Source organism: Sodalis sp. RH20, assembly GCF_047324205.1.
Classification (GTDB): Bacteria; Pseudomonadota; Gammaproteobacteria; order Enterobacterales; family Enterobacteriaceae; genus Acerihabitans.
Genome location: NZ_CP178733.1, coordinates 3,597,902 through 3,617,068 on the forward strand (window position 1 = coordinate 3,597,902; position 19,167 = coordinate 3,617,068).

Below are 19,167 nucleotides of genomic sequence, written 5' to 3' on the forward strand. Positions count from 1 at the left end.
TACCCTTACCACCACTGAACCACCCTTTGCTATGTGTGAATGAACTTTGATAGGTTGGCCGGGAATCGCTCCCGGCCTTTTTTTTTACCCCAGGATTAGCCTGCGGCTGTCGCCACGGCGCCCACGCCCAAGGCGGACCGGGGCGCCGCCCAGCGCTAGCGCACCAGCGCCGGACGTTTATTATCGAAGCGCCAATTGGGGATCAGGTATTGCATGGCGATGCCGTCGTCACGCGCGCCAAGGCCATGTTGCTGATAGAGCGCATTGCCCTTCATCAGCTGATCCCTATCCAGTTCAATACCGAGCCCCGGTTTTTCCGGCACCTTGACTTTACCGCCGACGATTTGCAGCGGCTCCCTGGTCAGGCGCTGGTCCCCTTCCTGCCAGATCCAGTGGGTATCGATGGCGGTGATGTTTCCCGGCGCGGCGGCCGCCACGTGGGTGAACATCGCCAGCGAAATATCGAAATGATTGTTGGAATGAGAGCCCCAGGTCAGGCCCCATTCGTGGCACAGCTGCGCCACCCGTACCGACCCCTGCATTGTCCAGAAGTGCGGATCGGCTAAGGGAATGTCCACCGATTGCAGCGCCAGGGTATGCCCCATCTGCCGCCAGTCGGTGGCGATCATATTGGTGGCGGTGGGCAGGCCGGTGGCGCGCTTGAACTCCGCCATCACCTCGCGGCCGGAAAAGCCCTGCTCGGCGCCGCAGGGATCCTCGGCATAGGCCAGCACCCCGCGCAGCTGTTTGCCCAGGGCGATGGCCTCGGCGAGCGACCAGGCGCCGTTGGGGTCCAGGGTGATGCGCGCCTGGGGAAAACGCGCCGCAAGGGCGGTAACCGCCGCGGCTTCCTCCTGCCCGGCCAGCACCCCGCCCTTGAGCTTGAAATCATTAAAACCGTATTTTTCATAGGCGGATTCGGCCAGCCGCACCACCGCCGCCGGCGTCAGCGCCTGTTCATGCCGCAGCCGATACCAATCACAGGTCTCATCCGCCTGGCTGCGGTAAGGTAAATCGGTACGCAGGCGATCGCCGATATAAAACAGGTAGCCGAGCATTTCCACCTCGTCGCGCTGTTGCCCCTCGCCCAGCAGCGCCGCCACCGGCACTTCCAGGAACTGGCCCAGCAGGTCAAGCATCGCCGCCTCGATGCCGGTGACGACATGAATGGTAATGCGCAAATCGAACGTCTGCTGGCCCCGGCCGGCGACATCCCGATCGGCGTATTGCCGGCGCACGGCGCTCATGACATTTTTATATTCGCCCAGGGGCTGGCCGACCACCAGCGCGGCGGCGTCCTCCAGGGTCTGGCGTATTTTTTCTCCGCCTGGGATTTCACCCACGCCGGTATGCCCGGCGTTGTCGGTAAGAATAACGATATTGCGGGTGAAAAACGGGCCATGGGCGCCGCTGAGGTTAAGCAACATGCTGTCATGGCCGGCAACCGGGATGACTTGCATCGTGGTGATAACAGGAGTCATATTTTTTCCTTGGCAAAGGGCACAATACGGAGACGGAAAACCGTCGCAAACGGAAACGCTGGCATGACTATAACGTCATGGCAAGCCCCTGACATTATGCAGATGCATAAGCCTTGACGAAGAATCTGGACTAAAACTGCCATTTTAATGACCTGCCGTGAGCCATCTCCCGAATCGGGATTATTTTATGTGACCCCGATCCTGAAACGGCAAAAATAATAACTTCTTGAAATGAAACACCATTTTAAAAAATGACCGACAGTCGATTGCACTGATATGTTATACCGATCACAAGTTTCCCTGGATCTTCGACCCAGGTCACACCACCCTGTTCGTTCGCCTTAAAACCCCTTGTTTTGCCACTTTTCATTCAGTCATCAGCACAATGTACGGCCAAACCCTTCCCCTTATACTCAGCTCTTGCTTACCCGTGCCGGAAGTCATCGGCCATAAAAATGTCAGCGCTACCATAAGACGATAATAGCTATAAAGCAACGCGGGACGCCCTACCCACGTACCCGATATCCCGATCACATTCCCCTACCGGGAAGAGGAATCATGGCCGAAAACTCAATTTCCGTCGCCACCCACAAAACCCGCTCCAGGTTTTGGATCCTGGCAATCCTGTTTATCATCAGTACGGTTAATTACGCCGACCGTTCCACCCTGTCCATTGCCGGTCCACACGTCGCCGCCGACCTGGGGCTCGACCCGCTGCAAATGGGCTATATCTTCTCGGCGTTCGGCTGGGCTTATACCCTGGCGCAGCTGCCGGGCGGCTGGCTGCTGGATCGGTTTGGTTCAAAAATCATCTATGGCGCCGCCATTCTGATCTGGTCGATATTTACCTTTATGCAGGGGTTTGTGCACTTCTTCGCCTCCGCGGCGATGATGCTGTTTATCCTGCGCTTTATGGTCGGGTTCGCCGAGGCGCCGGTGATGCCGGCCAACAGCCGCATCGTCTCCGCCTGGTTCCCGGTCAGGGAACGCGGCACCGCCTCGGCGATATTTAATATTTCCCAGTATGCCGCGCTGGTGATCTTCAATCCGCTGTTGGGATGGATTACCCAGGAAGTAAGCTGGGAATACGTATTTATCGTCATGGGCGTGGTGGGCGTGGTGCTGTCCCTGGTCTGGTTCAAGACCATGTACAGCCCGCTCGACCACCCGAAGGTCAGCAAGCAGGAGCTGGAGTATATCCGCGCCGGCGGCGGCCTGGTGGATATGGATAACGCGGCGGCCCACCAGAAAACCGAGGCCGGACCGCAGATGGGGTATATCAAGCAGCTGCTTTCCAGCCGGATGCTGCTGGGTATTTACCTGGCCAACTATTGCGTTAACGCCATCACCTGGTTCTTCTTGTCCTGGTTCCCCATCTATCTGGTGAAGGGACGCGGCATGTCCATCCTGCAGGCCGGTTTTGTCGCCGCGCTGCCAGCGATCTGCGGCTGTATCGGCGGCGTGCTCGGCGGTATTTTCTCCGATTATCTGCTTAACAAAGGATTTTCGCTGTCGGTGGCGCGCAAGACGCCGATCATTATCGGCATGCTGATGTGCACCAGTATGGTGATTTGCAACTACACCACTTCCGACGTGGTGGTGGTGGCGGCCATGTCGCTGGCGTTCTTCGGCAAAGGCATCGGCGCGCTGGGCTGGACGGTCAACGCGGACACCGCGCCGAAAGAAATCGTCGGCCTGAGCGGCGGCGTACTGAACTTGGTGACGCAAATCGGCGCCATCACCACGCCGATTGTCATCGGTTATATCCTGAATAAAACCGGATCCTTTGACGGCGCCCTGATTTATGTCGCCGCCAACGGCCTGGTGGTGATTTTGAGTTATCTGTTTATCGTGGGCAAGATTCAACGCCTGGTGCTTAAGCCGCTGACGGCGTAAGGTTTTTTTTGACATAGCAGTTTGCAACCGCAGGAGTAGGGAATGGATCACAGCGATTTTAACGGTGCGCCGACGGTGACCGCCATGCAGGTTATCCCGGTCGCGGGCCATGACAGCATGCTGATGAATATCGGCGGCGCCCACGGCGCTTATTTTACCCGCAATATTGTCATCCTTACCGACAATGCCGGGCATACCGGCGTCGGCGAGGCCCCGGGCGGCGAGGTGATTTTAAACACGCTGCTGGCCGCCCGGCAACGGGTGGTGGGCCAGCCGCTGGCGACGCTTAACCGCATCGTGCACGACGTGCACCAGGGGCATGTCAGCAACGATTTTGATTCTTTCGCCCAGGGCGCCTGGACCTTTGAACTGCGGGTAAACGCGGTGGCCGCTCTCGAGGCCGCGCTGCTGGATCTAATGGGCCAACATCTCGGCGTGCCGGTGGCGGAGCTGCTCGGTCCTGGTAAGCAGCGCGACAGCGTGCCTGTGCTGGGGTATTTGTTTTATGTCGGCGACAGGAGCCTGACCGACCTGCCCTATCAGGCCGGGCCCAGCCGGCCGTCCCATGACTGGTACCGGCTGCGCCGCGAGACGGCCATGACCACCGACGCCCTGGTGCGCCAGGCGGAAGCCGCGCAGGATCGTTATGGCTTCAAGGATTTCAAACTCAAGGGCGGCGTGCTGGCCGGCGCCAGCGAAATAGAGACCGTGACGGCGCTGGCCAGGCGGTTTCCGGACGCGCGTATTACCATCGACCCCAACGGCGCCTGGTCGCTTAGGGAAGCCATCGATTTGTGCCAGGATATGCGCGGCGTGCTGGCCTATGCCGAGGACCCCTGCGGCGCCGAGCAGGGCTTTTCCGGGCGCGAGGTGATGGCGGAATTCAAACGGGCCACCGGGCTGCCGGTGGCGACCAATATGATTGCCACCAACTGGCGCGAGCTAAACCACGCGGTACAGCTTAACGCCATCGACATTCCGCTGGCCGACCCGCATTTCTGGACCCTGCAGGGCGCGATACGCGTGGCGCAGCTGTGCGATGAATGGGGCCTGACCTGGGGCTGTCATTCCAATAACCATTTTGATATTTCGCTGGCGATGTTTATCCATGTCGGCGCGGCCGCGCCCGGTAAGCCCACCGCGCTGGATACCCACTGGATTTGGCAGGAAGGCGAGCATCTGACCAAAGAACCGCTGCAAATCGTCGACGGCGCGATCACACTCAACGGGAAACCGGGGCTCGGCGTGGAAATCGATATGGCGCAAATCGAACGGCAGCATGAGCTTTACAAGCGCATGCCGTCCGGCGCGCGCAATGACGCGCAGGCGATGCAGTATCTGATTCCCGGCTGGACCTTTGACCGGAAACGGCCGGCGATGCTGCGTTAACACATCAAGGGTACGGCCGGCCGTACCCTGAGTTTGCCGGCAACATGGGGTGGGCCGCGGACGATGGGATCAGGCTTCGTCATCCAGCTGCAGCGCCACGTAGAGCAGCAGCCGATCGTCAAAATTGGCCAGATCCAGGCCGGTCATTTCCGAAATGCGGTTGAGGCGGTACTCCAGGGTGTTGCGGTGGATAAACAGCGCCTTGGAGGTAGGCGTGGGCTGAACGTTATGGCGAAACCAGGCAATCAGCGTGCGGCGCAGCAGGCCGTTGTTATCCATGGCCTTGAGTTTTGCCAGCGGGCGCACCAGCTCGCTGGCCTGCCAGCCGCCGCGCAGGCTGTCGAGCAGTACCGGCAGCATCAGATCGGGATAAAAATAACGGCGCTGCTCGGGCAGCCGCTGCTTGCCCACCGACATGGTGGTGCGCGCGGTACGCCAGGAGCGCGCAATACCGCCGGCGCCGGGGAAAAAATTGCCCAGGGCGATACGTACCCGCAGGCGGCTGCTTTCGGTCATGCGCGAAAACAGCGTATCCACCCGCCGGCGATGCTCTTCGGCATCCCAGCGCCCGTGGCTGTTCAGCGCGGGTTTCAGCACCACCATTTCCGTCAGCGATACGATGGCGATCAAATTATCGCGCTCCGGCGTGGTGAGCAGCGTTTGCAACTGCTGCAGCTCCGCCATGGCGCTGTCGACGCCGAACTGCCCGCTGTCCACCTCCACCACCGCCGCCACCCTGGGCTGGTTGATATCAATTCCCAGCCGCTGGGCCCATTCGATCAGCGCCGGCGTGACTTCCTCGGCGCGGATTAAATTCAGCACCAGTTCCTCGCGCAGCCGGCTGTCCTGCGCCAGCATATGCAGCAAGCGCGCCTGCTCCAGCATCATTTCCGCCGTCATGCAGACCAGCTCGCCATACTGCCGCAGTTGACTGGGATTGCCGGTCAGGCCGATAACGCCGACGATATTGCCGTCGATTTTCAGCGGGAGGTTGATACCGGGCCGTACCCCGTGCAAATGCCGGGCCACGCCGTCGTCGATATCCACGACCCGGGCCTGCGACAGGGCCAATAACGCGCCTTCGTGCAGTTCACCGACCCGCTCTTCATCGCCGCTGCCGATAATGCGGCCGCGCGCATCCATCACGTTGATATTGCTGTCGATAATCTGCATCGTTCTTGCCACAATTTCTTGCGCCAATTTCGCATCAAGATGATACGTTGCCATCCCCGCCTCGGTTCTGTTAAGCCCTTTGCCCTATTATACCCGGGTGTTGGCGCTCATACATTGTGCAGAAGCACAAAGCGTGATCTTGCTCGCTTATTTTGTGCGGGATATCACATTCTTTCGGGCAAAAAAAGACGGCGTCGTGATGACGCCGTCTTGGTGGCGAGAGCCGGACGCGGGGAATTACTGCGCCAGCAGGTAAAGCGTGGTATCGCCGCGTTTGACGTTTAACGCCAGTATCGGCGGCTTGGCATCCAGGATTTTACGCAGTTCGCCAATATTCTGCACCGGCTGCTGGTTGACGCCCAGGATGATATCGCCCTTCTTCAGGCCGACTTTCGCCGCGGTGCTGCCCGCCTTGACATTGTCCACCTTGACGCCCTGCTGATCGCCGGTATCCATGTTGCTCAATTCCGCGCCTTCGATGCCGGTAAAGACATTGCCCGAATCAAGCTGCGGCTGGGTGCTCTGCTCCAGGATCACATCGACGGTTACCGGCTTGCCGTCGCGCAGCAGGCCGAGCTGGACCTTGGTGCCGACCGGCTGCGAGCTGACATCCGCCCGGAACGCGGCAAAGCTGTTGATGGGCCGGCCGTTCATGGTGACGATGACATCGCCGGCTTTCACCCCGGCCTTTTCGGCGGCGGATTTAGGCATCACCTGGCTGACAAACGCGCCGCGCTGGGCGTCGACTTTCATCGCCTTGGCCAGCTCCGGATTGAGCTCGGTGCCGAGAATGCCGATTTCGCCGCGCCTGACCTGGCCATAGGCCACCAGCTGCGCCGTCAGGTTTTTCACCATGTTGCTGGGAATGGCGAAGCCGATACCGATATTGCCGCCGTCCGGCGCCAGTATGGCGGTATTGATGCCGATAAGCTCACCGTTGAGGTTAACCAGCGCCCCGCCCGAGTTGCCCCGGTTGATGGCGGCATCGGTCTGGATAAAGTTTTCATAGTTTTCAATATTCAGCCCGCTGCGCCCCAGCGCGGACACAATACCCGAGGTGGCGGTTTCCCCCAGGCCGTAAGGGTTGCCGATGGCCACGGTATAATCGCCGACCCGCAGCTGGTCCGAATCGGCCATCTTGATGGCGGTGAGGTTTTTAAAGTCGATCAGCTGCACCAGCGCCAGATCGGAACGGGGATCGCGGCCGATGATCTTGGCGTCGAATCGGCGGCCGTCATACAGCTGCACCTGGATTTTAGTGGCGTCGTTGACCACATGATTGTTGGTCACCACGTAGCCTTTCTGGGCATCGATAATCACACCCGCGCCCAGCGCCATGAATTTTTCCTTGGCCGGCGGGGTATTGCCCTCGCCGTCGCCGCCGCCGTCCTCATCGCCGCCCTGGCACAGGGGCGACGCCTGGAAAGGCGACCCTTCCTGGCACAGCGGGGAATCCTGGCCAAAGAACTGCTGGAACTGCTCGGGCACGCGCGCCGAACTGACGGCGGTGCTGCCTTCGACGCTGATGCTGACCACCGATGGCATGACTTTTTCCAGCATCGGCGCCAGGCTTGGGAGCTGCTGATTGGTCGAGGCGGTTTCCGCCGCATACAATGAAACAGGCGCCAGCGCCACACCCAGACACAATGCCAGCGCACTCAGGACCAAAGAAGTTTTTTTCATTTAACATTGTCTCAACTGTAAGTATCAGGTAATGATGCGGACCCATTGCTGTGGTCGTATCTGTGAGATTAATCAAATAACCCGAAGTTCAGTAGCAAAAAAACCATAATGGTAAAAAAGTATTGGGCGTATTTACAAATACTGCGCTAACCCTGACTTACTCCGCGGCCATTAAGCGGCGGTATTCATCCCAGGCATAAAGATCGGTCATGCCGCTAATATAGTCCTGAATTAAACGCGCCCGATAATAAAATTCCATCATGGGCTGCTGGCGCGACGGGTAGCGATTTAACCCGGCTACCGCTTCACCATAAGCCAGACGATGTTTGGTGGATAATTTATGAAACAGGCGGGTGGGGATCATGTAGTCCCGGTGGTCATCCTGCGCCGCCAGCTCGCGAAACGCCGCCAGCGGCATATCCAGCAGGGGGTTGTAGATTTCCAGCAGGCCGCTGATAACCCGGTAGCCCTGTAATTCCAGCTGTTCTACTTCCGGATGGTTGAACACATGTTTGAAGGCCACGCCTTTGAATATTTTCAATAAGCGGTAAGCTGGACTGGAATCTTCCAGCAGCGCCTGGTTAAAGCATCCGTCGAATATCGGCGACAGATTATCGAGAAACCGTTTTGCCGCATGGGGCACCAGCCGTGCCACGGTATTTACCCGCAAATACATAAAAAACTGATCGCCGCTGCGCAGCCCCTGGTTGCGCATTATCTTATCGAATGCCTGGCCGACCACCTTTTCAAATAAATCGCCTTTTTCCACGCCGCCCCATTCTTGTTGCAGGTAGTTATAAAGCTGTTCGACGGTAAAGATCTTTTTTTCCACCGCATCTTCGAGATCGGCGATGCAATAAGAAATATCGTCGGCGGCTTCCATGATATACGTCAGCGGGAAGCGATGAAATTCCCCCAGCCCCAGCTGTTCGCGCAACGCTTTGACATACTCTTCCTCGGCAAGATAGTAGCCCGGTTTTTTCATCAGATAGCTGAATTCGGCCGGTATCGCGCCGCGCCAATAGGCCGGACGGGTATATTTTAAAATACAGCCCACCTGGGCATAGGTCAGGTTCAGCTTCAGCAGGCTGTGCACCATGCGGATGGCCTGGGCATTGCCTTCGAAATGACACAAATCGAGCCGGATACGGCTGCGCAGCGCGTTGTCGTCATCCTCGCCGGCGCGCAGGCGCAATACCTCGACCCGGCAACGATCGTTACCCTGGGCCTCGTTGCCCAGGCCGGCGATGTCCAGGCGCTGGCTGAACCAGTCGTTGATGGCCGCCTCGCCGAAATGACCGAACGGGGGATTGCCGATATCATGCATCAGGCACGCCATTTCCACGATGCTTTCAAACGGCGCCTCCAACTGCTCCAGCCCCAGCGGCGCGATGCGCCGCTCGCGTTTGAGCTGGTGGAAGATTTCTTTGACGATATGCCGTCCGACCTGTTGCACCTCCATGGAGTGGGTCAGCCGGGAGCGCACCGCCGCGTTGCGTTCCAGGGGAAAGACCTGGGTTTTCTGCTGCAGGCGGCGAATGGCGGCGGAATTGATAATCCGCCCCCGATCGCTTTCAAACTGGCGGATGACGCTATATTCATCCTCGGCGACGATGGGATGGCTGAACGGGCGCTGAAAACTGAGTTTCTTGCTAAAGTCGATTGCGGACATCATGTTCCCCGGGATGATTTCTTATACCGTGATACCCATACCCGCCGCTAAATGCAACAGCGGCGACAATTATTTCCCGGCCGCGGCCGTGATAGAATGGCGGCGCCGATTAAACGGTTACATTACTATTCACTATTTATTATCCACTGTTTCTTAACCAGAAGGACAACCAGATGAGAGTAGGCATTATCGGCGCGATGGAACAGGAAGTGGCCCTGCTGCGCGATCAGATGGAAGGCCGCACCACCTGGCAGCAGGCGGGATGCGATATTTACAGCGGCCGGCTCCATGGCGTCGACGTGGCCTTGGTGAAATCCGGTATCGGCAAGGTCTCGGCCGCGCTCGGCACCACGCTGCTGCTGGATCATTTCCAGCCGGATTATGTTATCAACACCGGTTCCGCCGGCGGTCTGGACGCATCCCTGAATGTCGGGGACATCGTCGTGTCCGACGAGGTGCGTTATCACGATGTGGATGTCACCGCCTTTGGTTACGCACCGGGGCAAATGGCGCAATGCCCGGCGGCCTTCGCCGCGGACGCGTCGCTGATCGCGCTGGCGGAGAGCTGCATTGCCCGGCTGGATCAGCACGCCGTGCGCGGCCTGGTGGTCAGCGGCGACGCGTTTATCAACGGCGCCGAGCCCCTGAGCCGTATCCGCGCCACCTTTCCCCAGGCTATCGCGGTGGAAATGGAAGCCACGGCCATTGCCCACGTATGCCACCAGTTCGCGGTGCCGTTCGTGGTGGTGCGCGCCATTTCCGATGTGGCGGACAAGGCGTCCCACCTGAGCTTTGACGAATTCCTGGCGGTGGCGGCCAAACAGTCCAGCCGCCTGGTGGCGGCCATGCTGCAGACCCTGGCCGGACAGCGGCAGTAATGTCGCCCATCCGGGTGACGCGCCCTGCTATCCCTCCGCGCGCCCTGGCCATGCCGGCGCCGACTTGGTTTATTATCCGCAGGCATGCGCTGGCCATGCTGCTGCCGGCCTGGTTTGCTATCCGTAAGCACGCATCGGCCCTGGGATCGCGGGCCCGGCGCGATAGCCGCGCGCGCGGCCTGGCCGCGTTGCTGCTGGCGCTGTTGGCCGCCCCGCCGGCCTGGGCGGCGCATCGGGTCGTCAGCCTGGCGCCCCACGCCACCGAAATGGCGTATGCCGCCGGCATGGGAGAAGTCCTGGTGGCGGTAAGCAGTTGGTCCGATTATCCTCCCGCCGCGCAAAAGCTCGAGCAGGTCGCCTCCTGGCAGGGCATCAACGTGGAGCGGGTGCTGGCGCTAAAGCCGGATCTTATCCTGGCCTGGCGCGGCGGCAATCCGCAGCGTGAACTGGATCAATTGGCCGCCTTCGGTATCCCGATTGTCTATCTCGATCCGCTGAGCGTGGAAGATATGGCGCGCGCGCTTGATGGCCTGGCGCGCTACAGCCCCCATCCCGAACAGGCTCACCAGGCCGCCCGCGCCGTGCGCCAGCAGGCGGCGGACCTGAAACGCCGCTACGCCGGCAATCCGCCGGCGCGGGTGTTCATGCAGTTCGGCACCCAGCCGTTGTTTACCGCCGGCAAGCAGACGCTGCAAAGCCAGATTCTGGCGCTGTGCGGCGCGCGCAATATCTTTGCCGACAGCCCGGTTCCCTGGCCGCAGGTGGGCCGCGAACAGGTCTTGGGCCGTAAACCGCAGGTGATTGTCGTCGCCGGCGGCGAGGAGCGCGTCACCGCCATCAGGAACTTTTGGCAGCCGCAGCTGGACGTGCCGGTGATAGCGCTGAACGAGGATTGGTTTAACCGCAGCGGGCCGCGCATTTTGCTGGCGGCGCAGGCGCTGTGCCGGCAACTGGCGGATGCCGCCGCCACGGGAGCGCGCTGATGCTCGGTTTTCTTGATGTGCTCGGCACGGCGGTATTCGCCGTGTCCGGGGTGCTGCTGGCCGGCAAATTACGCATGGACCCGTTCGGGGTGCTGGTGCTGGGGGTGGTCACCGCGGTGGGCGGCGGCACCATCCGGGATATGGCGCTGAATAATGGCCCGGTGTTCTGGGTGCGGGATCCCACCGATCTGGTGGTGGCGATGGTTACCTGTTTTGTCGCCATACTGGTGATAAGGCAACCCCGCCAACTGCCGACATGGATCCTGCCGGTGCTGGACGCCATCGGCCTGGCGGTATTTGTCGGCATCGGCGTCAACAAGGCGTTCGCCAGCGGCACCGGCCCGCTGATCGCGGTATGCATGGGCGTTATCACCGGCGTGGGCGGCGGCATTATCCGGGATGTGCTGGCGCGGGAAATCCCGATGATACTGCGTACCGAGGTTTACGCCACCGCCTGCATTATCGGCGGCATCGCCCACACCACCGCTTTCCATGTTTTCCACCTCAGCGCCCAGCACGCGTCGGTATTGGGCATGGCGATAACGCTCGGCATCCGGCTGGCGGCAATCCGCTGGCATCTGAAGCTGCCGACCTTTGCGCTTGAGGACCGGAAATAAACGGCCCGACCCGCGCGCTCGAAACGCGGACATAAAAAAACCGGTGCGGCGCGCCGTACCGGTATCATCGAACGCGTGCCGACGGGGGTTCAGATACTGAACGACGATCCGCAGCCGCAGGTGGTCTTGGCGTTCGGGTTGGTCACGATAAAACGTGATCCTTCCAGCCCTTCGGTATAATCCACCGAACCGCCGATCAGGTATTGCAGGCTCATGGGGTCTACCACCAGCGCAACGCCTTGTTTTTCAATGGTCAAATCGTCTTCGTTGATTTTATCGTCAAAAGTAAAACCATACTGGAAGCCGCTACAGCCACCGCCGGTGATATAAACCCGCAATTTCAGGTTCGGGTTCTCTTCATCCGCTATCAGATGCTTCACTTTTTTCGCCGCTGAATCGGTAAATTGTAAAGGCAGTACCGCAGTTTCACTCATTACTCTACTCCCAACGCGCCAACCAGAATCATCAGGCTGAAGGCATAACAACCCGATGTGGATGTTCATTATCCGCTACCTGTCAATTACGTTCAAGTATTGCGCGTTCAGGATATTTTGTTTATCGCTGCGTGCGATCGCGCATCCGCCGGCAGCGGGGGCGTTTGTCGTTGCAAGGTACGGGCAAGGATTGCTGAATAGAGCGGTTTGCCGCCTAAAAACTGAGCCAGCAGCGTTGCGCCCAGACAGGTGATAATCATCGGCAATATTAATTGATAATTGTCGGTCATTTCCAGCACCAGCACGATCCCGGTCAAGGGCGCGCGCACCGAGGCGGCAAATAAGGCTCCCATGCCCGCAATCGCAAAAGTGCCGGGCTGCAAGGCATACTCAGGAAATAATTGGCAGCCGGTCATGCCGAAAGCCGTGCCCAATAAGGTTCCCAGCGCCAGCTTGGGCGCAAAAATGCCGCCCGGCGCACCGGAACCGAAACACAGCAGGGTCGTCAACATACGGGCCAGAAAGATAAACAACAAGGTGCCGGCGGTAAAATGCCCCGCCGCTGCCAGGGGAATCAGGGCAAAACCACCGCCGGCGGCCTCGGGATGCATCAGACCCAAAATACCGCACAGGCCGCCGAGTATGCCGCCGATGATCACAAATCTGGCGCATTTGCCGCCATGCAGGCGTAAAAACATATCTTGCGCGCGGAATATCAATGTATTGAATACCACGCCCACCACGCCGAACAGCATTCCCAGCACCAGGTAAAGCCAGAGAGTACCGACCGGCGCGCCGGCCAGCCTGCCGACGTCGATGACCGAACGATCGCCGTTGCACAGGCGAAATACGATGCTCGACATGATAACGCCGATAAATACCGCCTTGACTGAAATCAGGTTATAGCGAAACTGCGGCCGCATCTCTTCCAGGATAAACAGGATCCCCGCCAGGGGCGCGTTAAACGCCGCCGTTAATCCCGCCGCCGCGCCGGCTGCCAGCAGGGAATGCCGGGCCTCGGCGCTGCGCATGCCAACCATATCCAGCACCATGCGACCGATATTTCCCCCCAATTGGACCGTCGGTCCCTCGCGCCCCAGCACCATGCCCGCGCCGAGCGTACCCATGCCGCCGAAAAACTTAACCGGGATCACCCGCCACCACCGCACCGGACGCAGTTCCTCCAGCGCGCCTTCAATTTCCGGAATACCTGAGCCTCCCGCCTCGGGCGCATATTTACGCACCAGGTAATAGCCGATCATGGCCAACGCCCCTGAGGCAAAAAACGCAGCCGGCACCAGCACCAGCCAGCGCTGCGGCAAGTCGGCCAGGGCGGCGATACGGCAGGCAAGCATCCAGTCAACCGTTTTTTCAAATGCCACGCCCACCCCGCCCACCAGGGTACCGACGAGAGCGGCCATGGCGAGTACGGTTACCGGGGTTTTATCTTGATACAGGAGCCGGCTGAACATCTGGACGCGGGCAAGGCGTCCGGCCGGCACTGAGGTCGCGGCAGGAAAGGGTTCTGGCATCGGAGCAATCTACCTTATTTGGCATAGTATTCGACGGACTTTACGCTATCACACTGTCTGTCAGGCATAATTGTATTACAAAAATGCTTGTCAATCCGTGCTGACAAGGCCGCTGGCGGTTTTGCGTTTTTGCACCCAACAAAGATGTCTTATTGCCTGCCAGTTTATTACACTATCGGGGTTAACGTTTTATTCTTTCTTCAGGAGCCGTTTCATGAGCCATTCCGAAAATCTGTACGCCCGGGCGCAAAAGCTTATCCCCGGCGGGGTTAATTCACCGGTGCGCGCGTTTAACGGCGTCGGCGGCACGCCGCTGTTCATCGCGCGGGCGGACGGCGCCAGGCTGTATGACGTGGACGGAAAGGACTATATCGATTATGTCGGTTCCTGGGGGCCGATGGTATTGGGCCATAACCATCCGGCGATACGCGAGGCGGTTATCGAGGCGGCCGGGCGCGGCCTGAGCTTCGGCGCGCCCACCGAAATCGAGGTCAAAATGGCCGCCCTGGTGACCGAACTGGTGCCGTCCATGGATATGGTGCGCATGGTGAACTCCGGCACCGAGGCCACCATGAGCGCCATTCGCCTGGCGCGCGGCTATACCGGCCGCGATAAAATCATCAAATTCGAAGGCTGTTATCACGGCCATGCCGACGGCCTGCTGGTCAAGGCCGGCTCCGGCGCGCTGACCCTCGGCCAGCCCAGTTCTCCCGGCGTGCCGGCGGATTTCGCCAAACACACCCTCACCTGCGCCTTTAACGATCTGGATTCGGTGCGGCAGGTATTTGAACTCTATCCGCGCGAGATCGCCTGCATTATCGTCGAGCCGGTGGCCGGCAATATGAACTGCGTACCGCCGCTGCCGGCGTTCCTGCCCGGCCTGCGCGCCCTGTGCGATGAATTCGGCGCGCTGCTGATTATCGACGAGGTCATGACCGGTTTTCGGGTGGCCCTGGCGGGCGCGCAGTCCTATTACGGCGTGGTGCCGGACCTGACCTGCCTGGGTAAAATCATCGGCGGCGGCATGCCGGTGGGGGCGTTTGGCGGCCGGCGCGAGGTGATGCAGGCGCTGGCGCCCACCGGCCCGGTTTACCAGGCCGGCACGCTGTCGGGCAATCCGATTGCCATGGCCGCGGGCTATGCCTGCCTGACCGAGATTTCACGCCCCGGCATTTATCCGGCGCTGACCGATCTGACCGATCGCCTGGCGCGGGGATTGCTGGAGGCGGCGCGGGCGGAAAACATTCCCCTGGTGGTAAACCACGTCGGCGGCATGTTCGGTATCTTCTTTACCGACGCGCCCGCGGTGACCGGCTATCAGGATGTCATGGCCTGCGATGTGGAACGGTTTAAACGCTTTTTCCATATGATGCTGGAGGAAGGGGTTTACCTGGCGCCGTCGGCGTTTGAAGCCGGTTTTATGTCGCTGGCGCACAGCGACGAGGATCTGACGCAGACCATCGGCGCCGCCCGCCGCAGTTTTGCCCGGCTGTAAGCCCCCTCCCATCAGCGACCCTGGCGGCGCAGCAGAAAGATAAAATACGGCGCGCCGATAAAGGTCGCCAGCAGGCCCGCCGGGATCTGGTCGGGAAACATCGCCATGCGCCCGGCCCAGTCGGCCAGCAGCATCAGCATCGCGCCCAGCAGCGCAGCCATAACCAGCTGCGGCATCGCCCGGCGAAAGCCGAGTATCCGCGCCATATGCGGCGCCATCAAACCGATAAAACTCAAGGGACCGACGGTCAGCGTGGCGCCGGCGGTCAGCACCGCCGCCAGCAACAGGATAGCCAGCCTGGCGCGTGCCAGCGGCAGGCCCAGGGCCCGGGCGGTTGCGCCGCCCAGCGGCAGCACGTTAAGCCAGCGGCGGCAGCAGGGCGCCAGCAGCAACAGTACCAGCGCCGTCACCGCGCTGGTTACCGCCTGCGGCGCCTGCACGCCATAGGTCGATCCGGAAATCCAGGTCAGCAGGCCGCCGAGGCGGGGATCGCCGCTGGCCAGCAGCAGGGTCACCAGCGTGGTGAACGCAGTACCCAGGGCTATGCCCGCCAGCAGCATGCGCTGGGTGGAAAAATGCCGCCGTCCCGCCACCAGCAAAATGGCCGCCAACGTCAGCGCGGCGCCCAGGCTACCCGCAGGCAATAACCAAATAAAGACATCGCCGGGCAGCCAAAACATCATCAACACCACCGCCGACGCGGCGCCGGCGCTGATACCCAGTACTTCCGGGCTGCCCATGGGATTGGCGGTCAGTTTCTGGATCAGGGTGCCGGCGGCGGCCAGCATCACACCGGCGCTTAATGCCGCCAGCGTACGCGGCCAGCGCCAGGGCAGCAGGCGCAGCAGCTCGTCGCCGCCGGCCCAGTTCCATCCCAGGCTGTTACGGCCCAGCATCAGCGCCACGCACACCAGCGCCAGCAGCAGCGCCAATCCGCCCGCGGCCCACAGCGCGGGATTGGCGCGCTCCGGGCGGGGCGCGTCGTCATGCCCCGGCTGCGCCGGCGCCACGGCATGGCGCAGCCGGGGCAGCAGCCAGAGCAGGATCGGCGCGCCAATCAGCGCGGTGGCCGCGCCGGTGGGCACGTCACGCCACGCGCGCGCCAGCCAGACCATGACCTGATCGGTAAACCACAGCAGCAGCGCGCCGATAAGCGGCGCCAGCAGCAGGCGCGGCAGCAGGCGCCGGGCGCCGAGCAGCTTCGCCAGCAGCGGCGCGAACAGGCCGATAAACCCCACCACGCCCACCGCGTTCACCAACAACGCGCTAAGCACGATAGCCAGTACCAGCGCCGCCAGCCGGGCGGTTGACAGCCCCAGGCCGAGATTGCGCGCCACGGCGTCGTCCACGCCCAGCAAGGTCATGGGGCGAATCAGCAGCAGGGCCAGCAGCAGCCCCAGCCCCAGACGCGGCAGCAGAAACCTTACCTGGTGCCAGTCCTGCTGGTTAAGCGCCCCGCTGCTCCATAAAAACAGGTTTTCCAACTGCTGGTAATGGAAGATGGCCAGCAGACTGTTAACGGCGCTGCAGTACAGGCTCAGCACCAGGCCCGCCAGGATCAGGGTCACCGGCGACATGCGTTTCCCCCAGGCCACGCCGAAGACCAACGCGCCGATGACCAGCGCGCCCAGCAGGGCCGCCAACTGCTGGGTCAGCGCTCCGCCTGGCAGCAGCCACAGCGTGGTGACGGTGACCCCCAATTGCGCGCCGCTGGCGACGCCCAGGGTCGAGGGTTCGGCCAGCGGATTGCGCAGCACCTGCTGGAACAGCACGCCGGCCAGCGCCAGGCCGGCGCCCACCAGCGGCGCTATCGCCAGGCGCGGCAAGGTGCTGTAGTGGAAGATAACCTGGCGGATATCCAGCATATCGGGCCGCCACAGCGCCCCCGCCCATAGCTGGCCCGGCAGCACCTGCTGGGCGTTATAGGCGCTGAGCGCCAGCGCGCCCAGGGCCAGCAGCGTCAGCAGACTAAACGGGAAAAGCCCGCTACGACTGTTCATGGCCTCACCATTGTTTTTCCATCTGCTGCAGCATGCGGCAAAAACGCAGGGCCGCAAGAGTGGCGCCATAAATCCAGATGGCCGGCACGGTGCGCAACATATTCCGGCGCACAAAGGGCATGGCCTGCCACAGCGGCGTGGCGGCCACGCGCGCCGTCAGCGCGGCGTCGCCGTGATCCAGGCATATGGCCCGCGCCAGGGGCAGCGTCGCCAGTTGTTCAATTCCCACCACCGCCGTGCCCCAGAAATTATTTTCTCCCTGCCAGACGTTGGCCAGCGCCAGTTGGTCCATGACCTGGCCGAATAAACTGGTGCCGCCGATGATCAGGGCGTGACGATCGTCCATCAGGGAAAATATCAGCAGGGGCTGGCGGCGATATGACGCCAGCTGCGGCCAGGCTTCGGCCAGTTCGCGGTCGAAAGACGCCAGATGGGCCAGGGCGGCGGGCATCCTGTCCAGGCGCTGCGCCAGGGCCAGCAGCCCGGCGCGCGCGGTGGTCAGCGGCCGCCCCTGCCCGTCGGTGAAACTAAACCCCATGGCGGGGGCAATGGCGCGCAATTGTTCCGGGCGCGGCCCGTAGCCCTGGGAATACAGGATCAAGTCCGGCTTGAGCGCGGTGATCAGTTCGAAATTAGGTTCGGTGCGCTGGCCGACATCGACAATCGAGGCCGGAAGCACCGGCTCCTGTACCCATAAGCGGTAATCCCGGGTGCCGGCGACGGCCAGCGGCGTAACGCCGAGGGCGAACAGCAGCTCCACCGGCAGCCATTCAAGGGCGATAATGCGCTGATAGGGCAGCGACGGGACGGATCCGCCCGTTGCCGTCCGATCGGTCGCACCCCGGGCCGCGGTCCCCCAGGACGCGAGACCGCAGCACAAGGGCGACAGCAGCAGGGCGGCCAGCAGCCGTCGGCGGCCGCCGTCAATACCCGGACTCTCATCCGTCGCAATGGCGCCGGGCGCGCGCTGGGGGCGCAGACGTCCCAGGGTCTGATCACGCCGGCGCATTAAAACACGAAACTCACCGGCGCGCCGCCGCCCGGATGTGGCAGGATGCCCATAGGAATACCGTAAATGGTTTCCAGCACGTCGCCGCGCATCAGCTCCAGCGGCGATCCCTGGGCAATCATTGCGCCGCCGCGCAGCGCCGTCAGGTAATCGCAGTAGCGCGCCGCCATATTGATATCATGCAATACCGCGATAACCGTCAGGCCGCGCTCCTGGCTCATGCGCTTAATCAAGGCCAGTACGTCCACCTGATGGGCGATATCCAGGGCCGAGGTGGGTTCATCCAGCAGCAGGCAGCGGCTATCCTGCGCCAGGGTCATCGCCAGCCAGGCGCGCTGACGCTCGCCGCCGGAAAGGCTGTCCACCAGACGGTGGGCAAGCGAGGGCAGGCCGACCACCTCGATGGCGTCCTCCACATGCCGGCGATCGGCGCTGCCGAAGCGGCCGAGCGCGCCGTGCCAGGGATAACGCCCCAGGGCCACCAGCTCGCGCACCGTCATGCCTTCCGCCGCCGGCAGTTGCTGCGGCAGATACGCCACCTGCCGGGCGAAAGCCTTGCTTTCCCAGTCCGCCAGCGGTTTATCATTCAGGCGCGCCACGCCGCCGCTGGCCTCATGATGACGGCCCAGGATCTTCAGCAGGGTGGATTTTCCGGAGCCGTTATGACCTATCAGGCCACAGACCTTGCCCTGGGGAAAAGTGAACGACAGCGGCTGGAGTAATACCCGTCCGGGTACCGAGAAACTCACCTGATCCAGGGCAAAAGTAGCGTTCCTGGCGGCGGCGTTGGCTAGAGGTGTGGCGATATCTTGCATAAGCCCAATAAAGCAAATGATAATTATTCAAAGAAGCAATAATAGCAGTTTCCTTCAATAATTAGCAGTATCGCAACTGATTTTTCCTCGCAGGTCGCCGCCAGGCATCG

Annotated in this window: 15 protein-coding genes; 6 read left to right on the top strand and 9 right to left on the bottom strand. The window is 61.3% G+C overall.

The window, feature by feature from the left end; translation table 11 throughout:
- Positions 1 to 155: 155 nt before the first annotated feature.
- Complete coding sequence (gudD, locus tag ACL2XM_RS16635) at positions 156 to 1,481, bottom strand: glucarate dehydratase (RefSeq protein WP_413730917.1); 1,326 nt, start codon at positions 1,479 to 1,481, stop codon at positions 156 to 158.
- 558 nt (positions 1,482 to 2,039) lie between these two features.
- Between gudD and ACL2XM_RS16640 the strand changes: the two genes are divergently transcribed.
- Positions 2,040 to 3,377, top strand: a complete 1,338-nt coding sequence (locus ACL2XM_RS16640) for an MFS transporter (protein ID WP_410016366.1) — start codon at positions 2,040 to 2,042, stop codon at positions 3,375 to 3,377.
- A 42-nt stretch (positions 3,378 to 3,419) separates the two neighbouring features.
- Positions 3,420 to 4,766, top strand: coding sequence for an enolase C-terminal domain-like protein (locus tag ACL2XM_RS16645; protein WP_410016367.1), 1,347 nt, complete (start codon positions 3,420 to 3,422; stop codon positions 4,764 to 4,766).
- Between the two features lie 69 nt (positions 4,767 to 4,835).
- Here ACL2XM_RS16645 and ACL2XM_RS16650 read toward each other — a convergent pair whose 3' ends face one another.
- The 3 genes from ACL2XM_RS16650 to dgt form a co-directional block, all read right to left on the bottom strand.
- Positions 4,836 to 5,993, bottom strand: coding sequence for a CdaR family transcriptional regulator (locus tag ACL2XM_RS16650; protein WP_410016368.1), 1,158 nt, complete (start codon positions 5,991 to 5,993; stop codon positions 4,836 to 4,838).
- A gap of 183 nt (positions 5,994 to 6,176) precedes the next feature.
- On the bottom strand, positions 6,177 to 7,622 hold the full coding sequence (gene degP, locus ACL2XM_RS16655; RefSeq protein ID WP_410016369.1) for a serine endoprotease DegP: 1,446 nt from the start codon (positions 7,620 to 7,622) through the stop codon (positions 6,177 to 6,179).
- A gap of 157 nt (positions 7,623 to 7,779) precedes the next feature.
- On the bottom strand, positions 7,780 to 9,294 hold the full coding sequence (dgt, locus tag ACL2XM_RS16660; protein ID WP_413723547.1) for a dGTPase: 1,515 nt from the start codon (positions 9,292 to 9,294) through the stop codon (positions 7,780 to 7,782).
- Between the two features lie 173 nt (positions 9,295 to 9,467).
- Here dgt and mtnN point away from each other — a divergent pair, with 173 nt between their 5' ends.
- The 3 genes from mtnN to ACL2XM_RS16675 are packed head-to-tail and all read left to right on the top strand — an operon-like array spanning position 9,468 to position 11,772.
- The gene (gene mtnN / locus ACL2XM_RS16665; protein WP_413722161.1) at positions 9,468 to 10,172 is read left to right on the top strand and encodes a 5'-methylthioadenosine/S-adenosylhomocysteine nucleosidase; all 705 of its coding nucleotides are present in this window, start codon (positions 9,468 to 9,470) and stop codon (positions 10,170 to 10,172) included.
- A complete protein-coding gene (gene btuF, locus ACL2XM_RS16670; protein ID WP_413731260.1) occupies positions 10,172 to 11,155 on the top strand; it encodes a vitamin B12 ABC transporter substrate-binding protein BtuF in 984 nt (327 codons plus the stop codon). The genes mtnN and btuF overlap by 1 nt, the downstream gene beginning before the upstream one ends.
- Positions 11,155 to 11,772 (top strand): TRIC cation channel family protein, encoded by a 618-nt coding sequence (locus tag ACL2XM_RS16675; protein ID WP_410016372.1) that lies wholly within the window; start codon positions 11,155 to 11,157, stop codon positions 11,770 to 11,772. Before btuF ends, ACL2XM_RS16675 begins: the two co-directional genes overlap by 1 nt.
- An 89-nt stretch (positions 11,773 to 11,861) precedes the next feature.
- Here ACL2XM_RS16675 and erpA read toward each other — a convergent pair whose 3' ends face one another.
- Together erpA and clcA are read right to left on the bottom strand one after the other, a co-directional pair.
- Entirely contained in the window at positions 11,862 to 12,206 is a 345-nt protein-coding gene (erpA, locus tag ACL2XM_RS16680) for an iron-sulfur cluster insertion protein ErpA (RefSeq protein ID WP_162363924.1), read from the bottom strand.
- A gap of 107 nt (positions 12,207 to 12,313) precedes the next feature.
- The gene (gene clcA / locus ACL2XM_RS16685) at positions 12,314 to 13,678 is read right to left on the bottom strand and encodes a H(+)/Cl(-) exchange transporter ClcA (RefSeq protein ID WP_413733230.1); all 1,365 of its coding nucleotides are present in this window, start codon (positions 13,676 to 13,678) and stop codon (positions 12,314 to 12,316) included.
- A 274-nt stretch (positions 13,679 to 13,952) separates the two neighbouring features.
- Between clcA and hemL the strand changes: the two genes are divergently transcribed.
- Complete coding sequence (gene hemL, locus ACL2XM_RS16690) at positions 13,953 to 15,233, top strand: glutamate-1-semialdehyde 2,1-aminomutase (protein ID WP_413731262.1); 1,281 nt, start codon at positions 13,953 to 13,955, stop codon at positions 15,231 to 15,233.
- Between the two features lie 11 nt (positions 15,234 to 15,244).
- Here the strand turns inward: hemL and fhuB are convergent, their stop codons facing one another.
- The 3 genes from fhuB to fhuC are packed head-to-tail and all read right to left on the bottom strand — an operon-like array spanning position 15,245 to position 19,057.
- Positions 15,245 to 17,233, bottom strand: a complete 1,989-nt coding sequence (gene fhuB, locus ACL2XM_RS16695; protein ID WP_413731264.1) for a Fe(3+)-hydroxamate ABC transporter permease FhuB — start codon at positions 17,231 to 17,233, stop codon at positions 15,245 to 15,247.
- A gap of 4 nt (positions 17,234 to 17,237) precedes the next feature.
- The gene (gene fhuD, locus ACL2XM_RS16700) at positions 17,238 to 18,242 is read right to left on the bottom strand and encodes a Fe(3+)-hydroxamate ABC transporter substrate-binding protein FhuD (protein ID WP_413722158.1); all 1,005 of its coding nucleotides are present in this window, start codon (positions 18,240 to 18,242) and stop codon (positions 17,238 to 17,240) included.
- Entirely contained in the window at positions 18,242 to 19,057 is an 816-nt protein-coding gene (gene fhuC, locus ACL2XM_RS16705; protein WP_413722157.1) for a Fe3+-hydroxamate ABC transporter ATP-binding protein FhuC, read from the bottom strand. Before fhuC ends, fhuD begins: the two co-directional genes overlap by 1 nt.
- Positions 19,058 to 19,167: the final 110 nt, after the last annotated feature.

Coding starts and splice junctions, on each gene's coding strand:
- gudD (WP_413730917.1), bottom strand. CDS start 1,481: ATGACTCCTGTTATCACCACGATGCAAGTCATCCCGGTTGCCGGCCAT.
- ACL2XM_RS16640 (WP_410016366.1), top strand. CDS start 2,040: ATGGCCGAAAACTCAATTTCCGTCGCCACCCACAAAACCCGCTCCAGG.
- ACL2XM_RS16645 (WP_410016367.1), top strand. CDS start 3,420: ATGGATCACAGCGATTTTAACGGTGCGCCGACGGTGACCGCCATGCAG.
- ACL2XM_RS16650 (WP_410016368.1), bottom strand. CDS start 5,993: ATGGCAACGTATCATCTTGATGCGAAATTGGCGCAAGAAATTGTGGCA.
- degP (WP_410016369.1), bottom strand. CDS start 7,622: ATGAAAAAAACTTCTTTGGTCCTGAGTGCGCTGGCATTGTGTCTGGGT.
- dgt (WP_413723547.1), bottom strand. CDS start 9,294: ATGTCCGCAATCGACTTTAGCAAGAAACTCAGTTTTCAGCGCCCGTTC.
- mtnN (WP_413722161.1), top strand. CDS start 9,468: ATGAGAGTAGGCATTATCGGCGCGATGGAACAGGAAGTGGCCCTGCTG.
- btuF (WP_413731260.1), top strand. CDS start 10,172: ATGTCGCCCATCCGGGTGACGCGCCCTGCTATCCCTCCGCGCGCCCTG.
- ACL2XM_RS16675 (WP_410016372.1), top strand. CDS start 11,155: ATGCTCGGTTTTCTTGATGTGCTCGGCACGGCGGTATTCGCCGTGTCC.
- erpA (WP_162363924.1), bottom strand. CDS start 12,206: ATGAGTGAAACTGCGGTACTGCCTTTACAATTTACCGATTCAGCGGCG.
- clcA (WP_413733230.1), bottom strand. CDS start 13,678: ATGTTCAGCCGGCTCCTGTATCAAGATAAAACCCCGGTAACCGTACTC.
- hemL (WP_413731262.1), top strand. CDS start 13,953: ATGAGCCATTCCGAAAATCTGTACGCCCGGGCGCAAAAGCTTATCCCC.
- fhuB (WP_413731264.1), bottom strand. CDS start 17,233: ATGAACAGTCGTAGCGGGCTTTTCCCGTTTAGTCTGCTGACGCTGCTG.
- fhuD (WP_413722158.1), bottom strand. CDS start 18,242: ATGCGCCGGCGTGATCAGACCCTGGGACGTCTGCGCCCCCAGCGCGCG.
- fhuC (WP_413722157.1), bottom strand. CDS start 19,057: ATGCAAGATATCGCCACACCTCTAGCCAACGCCGCCGCCAGGAACGCT.